This is a genomic window from Pseudomonas siliginis (genome assembly GCF_024072275.1).
Lineage (GTDB): Bacteria > Pseudomonadota > Gammaproteobacteria > Pseudomonadales > Pseudomonadaceae > Aquipseudomonas > Aquipseudomonas siliginis.
Window position 1 is genome coordinate 2,724,941 of record NZ_CP099598.1, and the last position, 14,481, is coordinate 2,739,421.

Below are 14,481 nucleotides of genomic sequence, written 5' to 3' on the forward strand. Positions count from 1 at the left end.
TCCTCGCAAAATGGCCGCACTGTGGATCCAGTCGAGCCACACAACCGAAATCGAGGAGTCAGTTATGTCAGGTAAATTCGCTGATCAGGTCGCAGTCGTCACCGGCGCGTCCACCGGGATCGGATTTGCGATTGCACAGGGTTTGATTGCCGAGGGCGCCAGGCGCGTTTACATCACCGGGCGTTCTGCAGCCACGCTGGAGGCTGCGGTGGCCAAGCTTGGCGACAGGGCGGTCGCGGTCATTTCCGATGTCGCGCGCCAGGTTGATCTGGACGAGCTCAAGGCGACGATTGAGGCGCACGGCGATCAACTGGACTCAGTGTTTGCCAATGCGGGTATTTGTGAAAAGAACCCGCTGGGCGAGACCACCGAGGCCGCCTATTTCAACATGTTCGACATCAACGTAAAGGGAGTCTTTTTTACTGTACAGACGTTGATGCCATTGTTGAAAAATGGCGCTTCGATCGTGCTGACGGCCTCTATCTGTTCCAGCAATGGCATGGAAGGACTGAGCCTCTACAACGCCTCCAAAGCCGCGGTACGTTCCTTTGCCAGGACGTGGGCCAACGAACTCAAAGGTCGCAAGATCAGAGCGAATGTCCTGAGCCCTGGCTTCACCCGCACACCGCTGATGGATAACGGCTTGAAGATGAGCGAAACCGACGTCGCCGCGCTGCGTCAGCACGTCGAGCAGATCACGCCATTGGGGTACATGGCCGAGCCTGAGGAAATCGCCTCGTCGGCGCTGTTTCTTGCGTCTGCCGATGCGAAATATGTCAACGGTGTGGAGTTGATGGTCGACGGCGGCCTGTCGCAGATCTGACCACGTGCTCAACCTAGCGCAGCCCTCGCGCAGGGCTGCCTTCCTCGCTTATGCGCAGCCCCTGCAGGAAACCTCATCATGAACAATGAACAACTGACAGCCCGACTGGACGCCCTGGAAAGTCGCGCCGCCATCGAGTCGCTGATCAGCGCCTACGCCAATGCTTTCGACCGCATCGACGCCTCGCTTCTTAGCTCAATCTGGCACGAAGAGTCGACACTGGATCTACCGGGTTTTGGCCAGGCTGGAAACCGTGACGAAATCCTGGCGATGGCGCAAAACAGCTGGCGCCAGATGCCCCATATGCACCACTGGATGGCCAACCCGCTGATTGAAATCGAGGGTGACAGCGCAGTGGGCACGGTAGCTGCGGATTGCCTGTTTCATGACATTGAAAAAGGCCCGGTGCAAGTCAGCGGTCTTTACCACGACAGGTTTGAACGTCGGGACGGAAAGTGGGCGTTCCTGTCACGTCGTTTTGAAATGCATTTCCTGACGCCGTTAAAAGATTGGGTACCCGCAGCGGGCGAAGAACAGTTTGCACCGTTCGAGCAGCTCAAGGGAACGACAGCGAAAAACGAATAGTCCCGGCCCTTGGCTGTTCGACACCCACGTGGCCGTCATGCAGTTGCATGATGGCCACGACAATGGCGAGGCCAAGCCCGTAGGAGTCGGAATTCTGGTGCCGAGACGCATCGCCACGGTAAAAGCGGTCGAAGAGTTTGCCCAGGGTTTCGTCGCCCAGCACCGGCCCTTGGTTCTCCACCTCAATCCGGGCACCTCCGTGGGTTTCCAATACCCGTATCAGAATCTCGGTGCCCTCGTAAGCGTAGCGAACAGCGTTCGCCACCAGGTTGCTCAACGCTCTGCGCAGCAGCAAGGGGTCAGCGAGCACGATACCATCGCCCGTTATTTGGAAGCTCATTCGCCGCTCTTCAGCCAAACCCTCAAAATACTCAGCGATGCGCTGTGATTCGTCATGCAGCGACAGTTGCTGGCGCTCCACTACGGCTTGCGCTTCATCGGCGCGCGCCAGAAATAGAATGCTTTCGACGATGCGCGAGATCCGTTCGAGTTCTTCAAGGTTCGAAGCGATCAGCGCCTGATATTCGTCCTCGCTACGGCGTTGGCGAAGGGCAACCTGACAATGTCCCATCAACGACCCGACCGGCGTGCGGATTTCATGGGCAAGGTCGGCGGAAAATTGCGTCAGTCGCTGATAACCCTGAGCAAGACGATCAAGCATCGCGTTATAGGCGTCACTCAGCTGTTGCAATTCAACCGGCGTATCGGCGCTGTCCATACGGCTGTGCAGACGCTCAGGCGTTATGGCTGCGGCATGGGCGGCCATTTTGCGCAGCGGACGCAGCCCGCGACGCAATAACAGATAACCCAGCAACGCGGTTGCCAGAAAGGCAAGGGCCACGGCCAGGTAGATGCGCTCGCGATACGCTGCAAGCATCGCCATTTCCTTGCCCATAAGGTGGGCGGCCGTCAATCGGACTACACGGCCACCCGACGTCGTGACTACGGAGGCGGCGCGCAGCCTTGTTCCCGAGTCGGTCACGCCGCTGCGCAGATCACTGACGCTCAGCTTTGTGTCCTGGCCGATCACCGGCAGTTCAGGCAACGTGACGTTGAGTGGATTGACCTGGATGACCGGTGGCTGCCCCGGCTCTTCAATGATGAAGATGTCGTCTTCGCTGTCGAGCATGTTCTTGAAAATCTGCGGGCTGTCGCGCAGCTTTTCGATGGCGAGTTCGTAATGCAGGAGCTTGCGAAAATGCTCCAGACGGCCCATCACCGCGTGATCGCTGTAGACCAATACCGAGGCCTTCATCGTCTGATACAGATAGAAGCCCGCGCCGGCCACGGCCAGCATCGCGACCATGGCAAACGCCACGGTCGATCGCAGCGTCAGCGAGGGTTGGCGTCGGGACCGCATGGCCTCACCTCGCAGACATAGCCGATACCGCGAATGGTATGGATCAGCTTGATCGGGTAGGGCTGGTCGACCTTGTTGCGCAGGCGCTTGACAGCGACGTCCACCACGTTGGTATCGCTGTCGAAATTCATGTCCCAGACTTCCGAAGCGATTTGTGTCCTGGACAACACATCGCCGGCTCGACGGAGAAACAGATGGAGCAGGGCGAACTCCTTGTTGGTCAGCACGATCACCTGTTGTTGGCGGGTCACGCGGCGCCGGACCAGATCCAGTTCGAGATCGGCAAGGTGGAAATGGTCGGCTTCGCGCACGACACCGCGGCGCAGAATAGTGCGGATGCGCAACAGCAGTTCGGTAAACGAAAAAGGTTTGATCAGGTAATCATCGGCGCCCAGTTCCAGACCGCGAATGCGGTCTTGCAACTGGTCGCGCGCGGTAAGGAACAGCACGGGTACGTCTTGTCTGGCGCGCAACAGCTCGATGATCTGAAACCCGTCAATCCCGGGCAACATCACGTCCAGCACGATCAGGTCATAGGTCGTATGCAAGGCCATGTGCAGGCCGTCAGCGCCATGCTGGGTCCAGTCGACGTTGTAACCGGACTCACCGAGCCCCTTTTTCAGGTACTCACCTGTTTTGGTGTCATCTTCGATCAGCAGGATATGCATCGTCAGGCGCGCTCGGGTTTCTTCATGACGGGGTTAAGTCCGCGACATCGGTATCTCGGCTGTGCAGTGTAACGGGATGAGCGGGCGCAGTCGGTTACATTTCTGTCATACATGGTCAGGGTTGGCGAATGACAAAAATGTCATTCGACGGTCATCGTGACGTCCCGGTCTGCGGTCGAGGATGGCGACACATCAACCCATGAGGAATCGTCGCCATGCAACTCAAAAACGCCCTGTCTACCACGTTCGGTTTGGTGATGCTCAGCGCTGCCGTCATTGCCACCGCCGCCGACATGCCGGTCATCAAACCACTGCGCGGTACGGTGGAAAGCGTCAGCAACAACACGCTGACCTTCACTGTCCGCTCTGGCGCCCAGCAGACGATCGGACTGACTGACAAGACCGGTATCAGCCGGGTATCGAAGGCCAATATCGACTCGATCAAATCCGACAGCTTCATCGGCTCGGCGGCCATCCCGCAGGCCAACGGAACCTTGAAGGCGCTTGAGGTCACGGTATTCGACGCCAGGCTCAAGGGCAGCGGCGAAGGTCATTACGGTTGGCAGAACGCAGACGGCAGCACTGGCACCATGACCAACGGCACCGTTGGCAAACTGTCCAAAACCGACGGCCGCACGTTGACCGTCAACTACCAGGGCGGCGAGAAACAAATCGTCGTGCCGGATGACGTGCCTATCGCCTACGTCGAGCCAGGCAAAGCCGATGAGCTGGTCAAAGGAACGAAAATCGTCGTGTTCCCCGCTGCAGATGGCACCGCACGCGGCATTGCAGTCGGCAAGGATGGCTTCCAGCCACCGATGTAATCATCTGAGAAAGCTTGAGCGTTGCCGTCTGGCAACGCTCCGCTACACGGAAGGCTTGCAAGGGGAACCACGTGAGACAGAAGAAACTGCATCCCTGGCCGGTTCGCCTCACCCATTGGCTCAATGCGGCCTGCATGGTCTGCATGTTCATGAGCGGTTGGGCTATCTACAACGCCTCGCCACTGTTCAGTTTCAGGTTTCCGGTGTCATTGACCGTGGGCGGTTGGCTGGGCGGGGCACTTGCCTGGCATTTTGCGTTCATGTGGCTGCTGCTGATCAACGGCGCAATCTATGTGCTGTACGGGTTGGCCAGTCGTCATTTCAAACGTGAGCTGCTGCCCATCGGCATTGCCGCATTGAAGCATGATCTGACCGATGCCTTGCGCTTTCGGCTGGTGCATGAAAAGGGTGTCTATAACGCAGTACAGCGCCTGATGTACTGGATCGTGCTGGCGGCAGGTGTACTGATCGTGATCTCGGGTGTAGCGATCTGGAAACCGGTTCAACTTCAAGAGCTGGTCGCGTTACTGGGCAGCTATGACGTTGCTCGTTACGTACATTTTGCGGCCATGGCGATGATTGCAGCGTTTGTAGTGATTCACCTGGTCTTGGTGATTCTGGTACCAAAAACCCTGGTGCCAATGATCACGGGTGGAGTGCGGACGCCTAATAACGAGAAAAATGGGTCATGACTGAATTTAAAATAACAACGCGTCAGCGCGTCAGGATTGAACCTGCGCAACAGCTTGAACTGGAAAACATTCAGCGCCGGCATTTTCTTCGGGCCGGCCTGACGGTTGGCGCGATGTCGATGCTGACCGGTTGCAACCTGCAGGACGGCGATCAGGTCGACAAAGTGCTTTGGGCCATGTCGCGTTGGAACGACCGGGTCCAGGCGTGGCTGTTCAGTGGACGGAAACTGGCGCCGACCTTCGCCCGCGCGCAGATCACCAAGCCGTTTCCGTTCAACGCTTTCTATGGTCAGGACGATATCCCTGAAGTAGACCTGACCAGTTACTCGCTCGCCGTCTCCGGCCGGATCAGGGACAAGGCGCCGTGGACACTCGAAAGCTTGCGCAAGCTGCCGCAACGCAGCGATATCACTCGGCTGATCTGTGTTGAGGGCTGGAGCGCGATCGGTCAATGGGGAGGTGTACCGCTGAAAACCTTCCTGGAACACATCGGCGCCGACACCACAGCGAAATTTGTCGGTTTCAAATGTGCCGATCGTTACTACTCCAGTCTGGACATGCCGACTGCCTTGCACCCGCAGACGCTGTTGGCACTGGATTACGCTGACGTGGCGCTGCCGCCCGAGTACGGCTATCCGCTGAGGGTTCGGGTCCCCACCAAACTGGGATTCAAAAACCCCAAGCATGTTGTCGAGATTTTCGTCAGCAACGACAACCCGGGCGGGTATTGGGAAGACCAGGGCTACAACTGGTTCAGCGGGATCTGATGAAGCAAAGAACGGAACTGTCACGCCAGGAACACTGGCGAGATTCATGACACCAAGCGTGATATGAGGCATGCCGATGACCGGTATTTCTGCGGTACCGCCAGCACCATCCGACTGGCCAACATCAGAACCCAGGATGCGGGCAACGAGTGATGGAGCAGATTTCCAATCTCTCTTGCAGGCTCAGTCCAGGCCACCTTTACAACAGTCAGATAAAGCTCGCACTCGGATGCTCTTTGATAATCTTGCCGCATGTACCTTCAATGGCGAAAAAAGGGCTATCTGCTCTGATGTTATCGGCACAGGGGGACTGAATGCGTTCGCCATTGCAGTGGCTCTTTCGCCGCTAACCGTCACCTGGGTACCGACCGAGATTGTTCGAGCGCCACTGCGTTCGCCTGGGATACGGACTTTTCGCCGTCGCAATCCCTCTTCAGCCGAGAGCTCCTTCCTCAACCGGTCAAGCTCGGAGGATAGGGGTTATGATTAGACGTGTCTCGAGAGCTTGCTCGCCGTAGGCCAGTATTATTAAGGGAGAAGCACATACCGCCAATTCTCACCTGTAGCGTTGAATGGTCTTTCGTTCGCCTAAAATAGAAAGCCCGATGGCTTCTCTATCGTGGGTGGTGTTATGAGGCAGCGTCGACTTACAGCCTATTTTTCTACCCCGCTGTCATCCCCCGTTTATTCTGAGCATCAGAGAGTTATAGCCCTCCATCAGGGCTACTTTTGGCCGAAGGTAGTCGTTCGTGAACGGCTGCTTTCGGCCAAAAGCGGACATTCGTACCGCTAGTTCAAATACACTGTCGCGACGATCGCATTCAAATTTGGTGCAAGTGTTCATCGGTTAAAAGGGAGGATTGATGAGTCTTGATCTGTGCTTGGAAGCTGATAGTACGCTCACAATTTTGACATTGAGCAATGCCCTTGAGAATGCTGGAGCTCGAAAAGTCGAGGTAACAGAAGATGGGCTATACGCTGAATTTAGCTCAGGACTTAAATTAAGTACCGATGACTCTTTCGGTGACCCCACGATTTATGCTGAGAATACAATGGGTATCGATTTTCCTGTCGCTGTGCGTTGTACCATCAGAATTAAAGGGCCCGAACCAGAGGGAGAGTCCGCTATGGAAGATTTGGAAAAAGTCGCCCAATCAATATCTCAGTCGTGTTCAGCCTTCTTTCTAGTTAGCTTTCAGTTCGAACAAACCATGTACTGGCGGGATGCGACAGGGCTACATCGTCCTTGAGGTCGGTGCCTGCGCGTCGTGCTACAGATATTTTTGAATGGTGTATTTCGGACAAAAGTGCCTTTAATTGATGAGCCGCAATTGGCCGATATCGGTCATAAGCGACCGGCTGCTGTCGACCTAATGCAGCCCGTCAGCAGTGTACAAAATTCGAGGCGATTCAGATTATTGTGAAATGGTGTGCTCAGGTCCTGATGGACGAGCCTCTATATCCTTTCCTCCTAATCACTGGCACTGCGCCAAGCTGTCCAGAGCGAACGAAAAATATTTGACAAGGTGATGTAAAAAATTTGATATCATAATAATCTTTAAATTTTCTTATAATAATGAAGAAACATATCATATGCGCACAAGGCTTAGTGAATCGCCCGTCGGTAAAAAACTAACTTATTCTCATGATATATCACTCGCTGAATGTGAGAGTTTCATTCTTGAATCAGCACTTGAAATGAATTCTTACAGGCAATGGGTCGCTCATTTGATTCACTTTAGATTGCAGATAATGCGCGAACCGGATCCTTATTCTGTAGGTTCAGACATCAAAGATTTTCTTAGGTTGAAAGATCTCATCCAGCGCTCCCTAGAGAGTGCCGGTTATAGTTCACAAGCATTTCAAATTAAAATGTCTACAACGGAGCTTGATCTAAATAATGTGATTATCGAACAGTACACTTCGAGTGAAAGCCTATATCGTGAAGCAAATCTTCTTCTTAGGGATGGTCATGGTGGGCGAGATATAGGAAAGGACTCATTGACACCTTGGATACTCCAGCTCAATGCTGCGATACGACGTCGAGATGAGTATATGGAAGTTTCGTATCGAGGAGCAAAATTCACTAGAGCAGAAATCAAGCTTTACAATCCTGGTGAAATGTTTATCTGGGCACCTTTTACGTCTGCATCTAAATCCAGAGAATCTTGCTTGGGAGGGAATGTTTTGTTCGAGTTTCTACCCACAAGTCCACTGTCAGAGTATGGCAAGCGAGCACCGCGGGATATCTCGGCGGTGTCGATGTTTCCAGAGGAGGAGGAAGTACTTTTTCCCATATGTTGTGCATTCAGAGTCACAAGTAAAGAAAATATGGGGGCAGGTCAGACTGTCATTAGGCTGGACGTGTTAGATCACCACTAGCACCAGCCTGTAGATTGATCGAAAACTGTGATACGACCTTATACGTCTGTAATTTTAGGAGAGTCTCCGCTGTCGATTGGGTCGCATTAGGTTTTCTAAATACTATCTAAGTTTGCTGTGATTGACGCGTCCAGCTTGGCCATTCAATAAACTATTCAATACAATCTCTTTGAGCGTATTTCCAGGTAAAACGTGCGCTGAGTTAACTGATGACATGCAGGTTATGAAGGTGCATGCAAGCGGTTGCTACATTTGCTTGGGGCACTATACGAGTTCAAGAGAATGGTCGTTTGCTTAGCGCGAATTCGACAGTTCCTTAATTAAGCTATTGGCTTGACTGGTAAGGAGTTTAGTTTTTTCTATACGCGTCGTACAGCGCTGCCCAACTGAGCTGAGATATGCCTTCTATACTACTCATGAATACTGTATCAATCGGAATCAGATTGCCAAATCCAATGTATTTTTCCCGTTTGATCGATTGAAATGCACGACTATAGAACTTCACAGATTCCAGAGGGATAAGAATTGCATGGCGAAAATCTACTCTGCCTTTTCTTCCTGTTTCCTTCAACAGCTCGCCAAATATTTTATGAACGGTATTGTGCCTATCCGCGGAGTCATTGCTTTTTGCCTCGATGACCCAATGGATGTTTGATACGGATTTGAACTCTATGTCTGCGAGAGTTTTGGACTTGCAGTCAGTATTGAAGAGTGTGTGAATTTTCAGGTCATCATCCACATGGACGTTTAGATGGCCTATGAACTCGTCGATTAAATCTTGCTCAGGTGTTCGTCTTTTCGCCTTAGGCGACGCAATACTAGCGTTTATTGAGTCGAGATGCGTACCGAGTTTCTGAGTGGTGACTGGCGAGGCCACGGCCGGAAAGCAAGTCTGCTGTGCTACGTCTGGTTTGTTTATTGTTTCCATTGGAACAATTCTCCTAGAGAAGACTAAAGATTTATTTTTTCCTTGGGTTGAGAATCCAGACGCCCACGGCCGTAGTAACTCATGAACTAGCGCATCGTCGGTAAAAGCTTCTCCTGTGACGCAATCCGACGGAGCTTTCCCCCCCTGAATCGGCTGTAACCGCTGTTGAGTTCCTGTCCCGCGCTGTGAAGGCCAGCAGGCAGCGAATCCTAAACATGTGCTCGTTACCCTGCCTCGATAGCTGTACAGCCTAGGGCGGTCTGATTGAGTATCGGTAGTTTAGTGGACACATTCGCTTTAGAAAGTCGAGTCTCTCAGCGATTAGACCCACTAACCATCGCCTCACCTGCTTATCTACCTGATCAAAACCAGATCGCAATGCCACCTGCTCTGGAGTGAAAAGAGAGTCGTCCATAGGGTGCAGACCCGAAGAGTCCAAAGGAAGGTCTCATTTTGTCGTAAGTACAGGAATAACAGGCAGCTTTATTTTTACTTCAATTTCTGATCCTGGCCGGAAGCAGTCCATAGCCAACGACTGCTTTTGGCCGGAAGCAGACGCTTATGAATGACCGCTTTCGGCCAAAAGCGGACATAAATGAGGCATGCATATAGCAAAGGTGGTCACCGCTGCGGGCTTGCCCATGTGGGTCTTTCGTTCAAGGCGTGCTGGGCGTGTCGGCACCGGCCAGCTGAGGATTCATAGATACAAGGTGGGCAACCATGGGGGGAATGTACGTAATCAAGGGTCCGAGTTGATCGCGTCAATCGAGGTAAAGTTAGCGCAAGAAAAAATAAGAGGCCGAGCGCACGATCCGCACCGAATACATGTCTACACGACCTCTTCGCGTTTCTATGCCCTACCGCAAGGTATACCCACCATCTACCACAATATCTTGGCCGTAAATGCCACGTGCTCGCTCTGATAGAAGGAACAGAATCACATCTGCCACCGCTTCCGGCTCAAGGAACTTACCCTCTAGTAAGCGCTGATTGACCGTTTCCGCGACTGAGGACAACGTCGCATTATCCAACCCTAGTGATCGCCAGATCGGCGTAGCTGTTGGCCCTGGCGATACGACGTTCACTCTAATTCCGGCCTCAGCCTGTTCGACGGCTAAGGTTCGAGCATGCGCTGTCAGTGCTGTTTTCGACGCAATGTAGCCAGCCAAGCCTGGGAAGGCCAAAGCGGAAAGAAAAGTCCCCACAAATACTACCGAAGCGGGTCTCGCCAATTGGGCTCGCAAAGCTGAAAGCGTGTTAAGCGCACCTGCTCCGTTGATGGCCCAATTTCGCTCGAATCCCTTACTCGCCAAGCTGTCTTCAAGTACAGCGACTCCTGCATTCGGTACTAGAAAATCTACAGGCCCGATTCTGGAGACGCAGTGTGCAAGCTTCTCAAGATCCGAACTTACCGTAACATCGCCACTGACAATATGGAGGCGATCACCATGAACGTCTTTGAGTGCAGCCAGGCCGCCCCGGCCACGGGACATCGCCACTACCGTCGCTTCATAGCTTAGTAATCGTTGAACGACTGCCAGTCCGATGCCTGAACTTGCTCCGGTTACCACAGCGACACGATTGTCGAACTCACTTTTCATGTTTCAGCTCCTTGGGTATTAAACCATTTACCCATCACTGACACATTTCATGCCAACCTAAAACGTCATAAAAATCAGGGTGCAGAAGCTATACCGAGTCAATTTGACCATTATTCGTTTTAGTCGAAATGACGACAAATAGGTTTTTTTGACACGCACCAATGGCTGTGTTCTCAAGTGCGTTATAGGACTGAAAATCCGGTCGCATCGAATTTCTTTGAGAGGAAAATACCACTCCACTCTTCGTAAACACGCCCGAGTTGCTCCGCGAACTGCGGATTGACCGCCCACCGCCCCACTCTCTTGCGATCTGTTTCGGCTTTGTCGACCGGCGAGAGGAATCAGTCTTCACAAAGGCGCTGCACCTGTTATCCACCCCAGAACTATCGCGCATCGCAACTCAGTTGCCGCTTACTGTGCCAGTTTATACACCGGCTTTGGGTCGCCTTCCGCCGGGTTCACGGACAACCGGCTTGGCAACATCGGCGAACGGCAAATCGCGAATCAGAACAGCATGGCTTAGTTGAAAGGTCTTTTCTTGGCCCTGTCTGACTAGACCACGCGTGGCTACAGTGGGCTCCAACAACCCTAAACCCGCTGCGAGTGACCGCCATGAACAACCGTATTGATTACTTCAAACAGTCGCCTCAGGCTTCCAATAAGCTGGTGGAGCTGACGATGCAACTGAGTAAGAAGCCGCTACTGGCTGACCTGGCCCACCTCATAATGCTGCGGGCGTCTCAATTGAATGGCTGCGCGTTCTGCGTGGATATGCACGTGAAGGAAGCCAAGATCCATGGCGAGCGCGAATTGCGCCTCCATCACATTGCGGTCTGGCGTGAATCGCAACTGTTCTCGCCAATAGAGCGCGCGGCGCTCGCCTGGACAGAAGCCCTGACCCAACTGCCATCCCATGGTGTACCTGAAAGCCTCTACGCGGATGTGCGTGAGCAGTTTTCCGAACAGGATCTGTCGGATTTGTCGTTCCTGATTGTCGCCATCAACGGTTGGAATCGCCTCAATGTGGCCTTTCAGGCAGTCCCTGGTTCGTCGGATGAGGTGTTCGGCCTGACCAAAGCCAACCTCAACTGAGCGCACGGTTTATCAACGCGCCAAGCTGCTCGCCCTGAGCAGCGCAGGCGCAGTTGGTGAAGCTCAGCAGCAGCCCAGATTGACGCCGCGACGAAACACTCCATCGCGACAAGGGTTGCACGGCGATGCCTTTGGCCAGCAGTTGCTCAGTCAGGGCAGTGTCGACTACTCCCTCCGGCAAACGGAGTACCAAGTGCATCCCCCCTGGCGAGCGCTCCACCAGCAGTCCATTGGGTAAACTCCGCTCCAACGCTTCAATAGTCAAAGCGCGTCGTTCGCTGTAGAGCCTTCGCATGCGCTGAATGTGCCGAGTGAAATGCCCCTCGACAATGAACTCTGCGACCAGCGCTTGAGTAATCGCTGGCGAGCCTGCGGAGAATAACGCCCGACTTACACGCTCAAACGCTGCCACTTGCCCCTGAGGCACCACTAGGTAGGCAAGGCGGATACCGGGGAAAAGCACCTTGCTGAAAGTCCCGGCGTACAGCACGCGCCCGTTGCGATCCAGGCTCGCCAACGCCGGGAAGGGGCGACTGACATAGCGATACTCGCCGTCGTAATCATCCTCGACAACCCAGGCATCGCTCCGGGCCACCCAATCGAGTAACAACTGTCTCCGAGGCAAAGACAGCGCCATACACAGTGGGCTTTGATGCCCCGGCGTCACCATGACGACCTGTGCAGCCTGATGCCTGGCAATGGCCTGCTCCACATCCATACCTTCGGCATCAACTGGCACTGCCTCAAGCTCAATACCGAATTGACGAAGCACTTGGCGCGTGGTTGGGTAGCCAGGATCTTCGACCCAGGCTCGCTCCCCTGCGCGCAGCAAAGTATGTGCGATCAGCGACAGGCTACTGCGCCAGCCGCTGGTGATAAACACCTGATGGGCGCCGCAATCGATACCTCGAGACACCTGCAGATATGAGGCGATGGCGCTGCGTAAGGCAGGCAGGCCGTGCGGCGGCGGATAGTCCAGATCGCCTGAACGCATGCCTCGCAGATAACGGGCACCCAAGCGCGCCCAGATCTTGCGTGGGAACTCATCCATTGCAGGCACTCCCATCTGAAACGGCAAAAGTTGCGGTGGACGCCATAGTGCGTCTGGGGAGTTTTCAATCACCTCGCTGCTGACGGATAAAGCGGGGGCAGACAGTAGCGGCTTCTGCAATTCGGGATTGACCACGGTGCCCTTCTGCCCCAGGGCCAAGAGGTAGCCCTCGCTCGTGAGCAGCGAATAGGCCAGTTCGATGGTGCCACGAGCAACGCCGAGATCCTTGGCGAGAGCTCGCACCGAAGGCAATCGGTCACCAGGGGAAAGCGTGCCAGCGGCGATGGCGGCGAGTACTCGGTCATATAACTGACGGTACAGAGGCGAACCGGGTTGCCCATCCAAGGAGGCGAAAGGGTGCGAACAGGAAGTCATCATGGCCTAGTTCATATCTCACTTCTTGGTTCAATAAATTGAGGCAATGTTAGTTCAAGATTTGACCATCACAACCCACTAAGGCCTCTCCCATGACGTTCAATCTTCAAGACTACGTGCCCAGCGTGCTCGACTTGGCCGACACTGCCCTGCGTCCTCTAGACAGCCGCCATGACTTGAAAATCGCTTTCCCGGTAATGCAGCAATTGCGCCCCCACCTAACAAGCGAGGCCGATTTTATGAGTCGTATCGAACGAATGCGAGCCGGCGGCTATCGCCTGGTTGGAGCCTTCGAGTCATCGGCTCTCGTGGCGCTTGCAGGTTACCGCCTTCAGGAGAATCTGATTTATGGCCCATTCTTGTATGTCGATGACCTCATCACCGATGAAGCCCAGCGCGGCGGCCAGTGGGGCTCCCGGTTATTGCGAGCTCTGGAACGACTGGCTCGTGCCAGCGGTTGTGCTCGCCTTGTGCTTGACACGGGTTTGGCCAACGCGCGCGCCCAACGCTTCTACTTCCGCGAAGGCCTTTATACCGGCGCGCTGCGTTTTCAAAAACAGTTCGATACCCCATGACCGCATCACCCGTACAGGAGGCAATATCATGAACCCGTCTCAGAAGCCCCTCGCTCCTTTGCGAATCCTTCGCCTGATTGCCAGTCCCAACGGTAATGCATCTGAAAGCTTGAAACTGTCTGAGCGGATTCTGCACGCTCTGACAGTACGCGCTGGCATACGCGGGATTGAACTGACGGATATAGACCTGAACACGTTATCGCCAGTCGATGCGACTTATGCCCATGCCTTGGCCCATCCGAGCGAAATAGCTACCGAGGATCAGAAAGGTACATTGAGTCGCTCCGACCAAATGATCATCCTGTTGAATGCCTGCGATGTGCTGCTTATCGCTACTCCCATGCACAACTACAGCGTGCCCTCGCCGCTCAAGGCCTGGATTGACCACGTCGTACGCGTCGGAAAAACTTTCCTCAGCACATCAAAAGGTAAGGTTGGAACGTTATTGGATCGCCCCGTCTACGTTGCCGTAGCCACCGGCGGCTACATTAGCGGTGAGAGGGCACGGCAACCCGACTTTCTTCGTCCCTACCTATCCGCAGTGCTGAAAACCATCGGTCTCAATCAGGTGCATTACTTCACCGTTGAAGGCACAGCAAAAGGGACGGACGCGCTAAAAACGGCGCAGAAAATAGGGTACGACGATGTGCATACGTTCTTTCATGAGGAAATCGAAACTAGGACTCATGAAACAGTTGCCTGAAGCCGGTGCCCCAGACGGCCGAAGTACAAAGGTCGGCAGCGATGCCTGAAGCTGA

15 protein-coding genes are annotated in these 14,481 nt (G+C 54.1%); 10 read left to right on the forward strand and 5 right to left on the reverse strand.

Annotated elements, in window-relative coordinates; all coding sequences use genetic code 11:
• The first annotated feature begins 64 nt into the window (after positions 1-64).
• Both NF676_RS12695 and NF676_RS12700 read left to right on the forward strand, forming a co-directional pair.
• Positions 65-823, forward strand: coding sequence for an SDR family oxidoreductase (locus tag NF676_RS12695; protein WP_039760604.1), 759 nt, complete (start codon positions 65-67; stop codon positions 821-823).
• 78 nt (positions 824-901) lie between these two features.
• On the forward strand, positions 902-1,408 hold the full coding sequence (locus tag NF676_RS12700; protein ID WP_042609814.1) for a nuclear transport factor 2 family protein: 507 nt from the start codon (positions 902-904) through the stop codon (positions 1,406-1,408).
• Here the strand turns inward: NF676_RS12700 and NF676_RS12705 are convergent.
• Positions 1,380-2,768 (reverse strand): heavy metal sensor histidine kinase, encoded by a 1,389-nt coding sequence (locus NF676_RS12705; RefSeq protein ID WP_039760264.1) that lies wholly within the window; start codon positions 2,766-2,768, stop codon positions 1,380-1,382. The two genes, NF676_RS12700 and NF676_RS12705, sit on opposite strands and share 29 nt — an antisense overlap.
• Entirely contained in the window at positions 2,741-3,436 is a 696-nt protein-coding gene (locus NF676_RS12710) for a heavy metal response regulator transcription factor (RefSeq protein ID WP_039760267.1), read from the reverse strand. The genes NF676_RS12705 and NF676_RS12710 overlap by 28 nt, the downstream gene beginning before the upstream one ends.
• Before the next feature lie 215 nt (positions 3,437-3,651).
• Here NF676_RS12710 and NF676_RS12715 point away from each other — a divergent pair, with 215 nt between their 5' ends.
• The 5 genes from NF676_RS12715 (at position 3,652) to NF676_RS12735 (ending at position 8,101) form a co-directional block, all read left to right on the forward strand.
• Positions 3,652-4,260 (forward strand): hypothetical protein, encoded by a 609-nt coding sequence (locus NF676_RS12715; protein WP_042609816.1) that lies wholly within the window; start codon positions 3,652-3,654, stop codon positions 4,258-4,260.
• Positions 4,261-4,394: 134 nt separating this feature from the next.
• The gene (locus NF676_RS12720; protein WP_431078550.1) at positions 4,395-4,952 is read left to right on the forward strand and encodes a cytochrome b/b6 domain-containing protein; all 558 of its coding nucleotides are present in this window, start codon (positions 4,395-4,397) and stop codon (positions 4,950-4,952) included.
• Complete coding sequence (locus tag NF676_RS12725; protein ID WP_039760272.1) at positions 4,949-5,719, forward strand: molybdopterin-dependent oxidoreductase; 771 nt, start codon at positions 4,949-4,951, stop codon at positions 5,717-5,719. The genes NF676_RS12720 and NF676_RS12725 overlap by 4 nt, the downstream gene beginning before the upstream one ends.
• An 863-nt stretch (positions 5,720-6,582) precedes the next feature.
• Positions 6,583-6,969 (forward strand): hypothetical protein, encoded by a 387-nt coding sequence (locus NF676_RS12730; RefSeq protein WP_252887831.1) that lies wholly within the window; start codon positions 6,583-6,585, stop codon positions 6,967-6,969.
• Between the two features lie 343 nt (positions 6,970-7,312).
• Positions 7,313-8,101 (forward strand): ADP-ribosyltransferase family protein, encoded by a 789-nt coding sequence (locus NF676_RS12735; protein WP_252887832.1) that lies wholly within the window; start codon positions 7,313-7,315, stop codon positions 8,099-8,101.
• 349 nt (positions 8,102-8,450) lie between these two features.
• Here NF676_RS12735 and NF676_RS12740 read toward each other — a convergent pair whose 3' ends face one another.
• Both NF676_RS12740 and NF676_RS12745 read right to left on the reverse strand, forming a co-directional pair.
• Complete coding sequence (locus NF676_RS12740; RefSeq protein WP_252887833.1) at positions 8,451-9,029, reverse strand: hypothetical protein; 579 nt, start codon at positions 9,027-9,029, stop codon at positions 8,451-8,453.
• 857 nt (positions 9,030-9,886) lie between these two features.
• Entirely contained in the window at positions 9,887-10,630 is a 744-nt protein-coding gene (locus NF676_RS12745; RefSeq protein ID WP_064361698.1) for an SDR family NAD(P)-dependent oxidoreductase, read from the reverse strand.
• 612 nt (positions 10,631-11,242) lie between these two features.
• Here NF676_RS12745 and NF676_RS12750 point away from each other — a divergent pair.
• Entirely contained in the window at positions 11,243-11,722 is a 480-nt protein-coding gene (locus tag NF676_RS12750) for a carboxymuconolactone decarboxylase family protein (protein ID WP_064361697.1), read from the forward strand.
• Here the strand turns inward: NF676_RS12750 and pdxR are convergent.
• Positions 11,715-13,151 carry a MocR-like pyridoxine biosynthesis transcription factor PdxR gene (gene pdxR, locus NF676_RS12755; protein WP_122704474.1) on the reverse strand — a complete coding sequence of 479 codons (1,437 nt, stop codon included), beginning with the start codon at positions 13,149-13,151 and terminating at the stop codon, positions 11,715-11,717. The genes NF676_RS12750 and pdxR overlap by 8 nt on opposite strands.
• Before the next feature lie 89 nt (positions 13,152-13,240).
• Here pdxR and NF676_RS12760 point away from each other — a divergent pair, with 89 nt between their 5' ends.
• Both NF676_RS12760 and NF676_RS12765 read left to right on the forward strand, forming a co-directional pair.
• Complete coding sequence (locus NF676_RS12760) at positions 13,241-13,723, forward strand: GNAT family N-acetyltransferase (RefSeq protein WP_042609823.1); 483 nt, start codon at positions 13,241-13,243, stop codon at positions 13,721-13,723.
• Positions 13,724-13,751: 28 nt separating this feature from the next.
• Entirely contained in the window at positions 13,752-14,426 is a 675-nt protein-coding gene (locus NF676_RS12765) for an FMN-dependent NADH-azoreductase (RefSeq protein WP_042609824.1), read from the forward strand.
• The last annotated feature ends 55 nt before the right edge of the window (positions 14,427-14,481 follow it).

Coding starts and splice junctions, on each gene's coding strand:
- NF676_RS12745 (WP_064361698.1), bottom strand. CDS start 10,630: ATGAAAAGTGAGTTCGACAATCGTGTCGCTGTGGTAACCGGAGCAAGT.
- NF676_RS12765 (WP_042609824.1), top strand. CDS start 13,752: ATGAACCCGTCTCAGAAGCCCCTCGCTCCTTTGCGAATCCTTCGCCTG.
- pdxR (WP_122704474.1), bottom strand. CDS start 13,151: ATGATGACTTCCTGTTCGCACCCTTTCGCCTCCTTGGATGGGCAACCC.
- NF676_RS12720 (WP_431078550.1), top strand. CDS start 4,395: ATGGTCTGCATGTTCATGAGCGGTTGGGCTATCTACAACGCCTCGCCA.
- NF676_RS12695 (WP_039760604.1), top strand. CDS start 65: ATGTCAGGTAAATTCGCTGATCAGGTCGCAGTCGTCACCGGCGCGTCC.
- NF676_RS12700 (WP_042609814.1), top strand. CDS start 902: ATGAACAATGAACAACTGACAGCCCGACTGGACGCCCTGGAAAGTCGC.
- NF676_RS12730 (WP_252887831.1), top strand. CDS start 6,583: ATGAGTCTTGATCTGTGCTTGGAAGCTGATAGTACGCTCACAATTTTG.
- NF676_RS12705 (WP_039760264.1), bottom strand. CDS start 2,768: ATGCGGTCCCGACGCCAACCCTCGCTGACGCTGCGATCGACCGTGGCG.
- NF676_RS12735 (WP_252887832.1), top strand. CDS start 7,313: ATGCGCACAAGGCTTAGTGAATCGCCCGTCGGTAAAAAACTAACTTAT.
- NF676_RS12760 (WP_042609823.1), top strand. CDS start 13,241: ATGACGTTCAATCTTCAAGACTACGTGCCCAGCGTGCTCGACTTGGCC.
- NF676_RS12710 (WP_039760267.1), bottom strand. CDS start 3,436: ATGCATATCCTGCTGATCGAAGATGACACCAAAACAGGTGAGTACCTG.
- NF676_RS12740 (WP_252887833.1), bottom strand. CDS start 9,029: ATGGAAACAATAAACAAACCAGACGTAGCACAGCAGACTTGCTTTCCG.
- NF676_RS12715 (WP_042609816.1), top strand. CDS start 3,652: ATGCAACTCAAAAACGCCCTGTCTACCACGTTCGGTTTGGTGATGCTC.
- NF676_RS12750 (WP_064361697.1), top strand. CDS start 11,243: ATGAACAACCGTATTGATTACTTCAAACAGTCGCCTCAGGCTTCCAAT.
- NF676_RS12725 (WP_039760272.1), top strand. CDS start 4,949: ATGACTGAATTTAAAATAACAACGCGTCAGCGCGTCAGGATTGAACCT.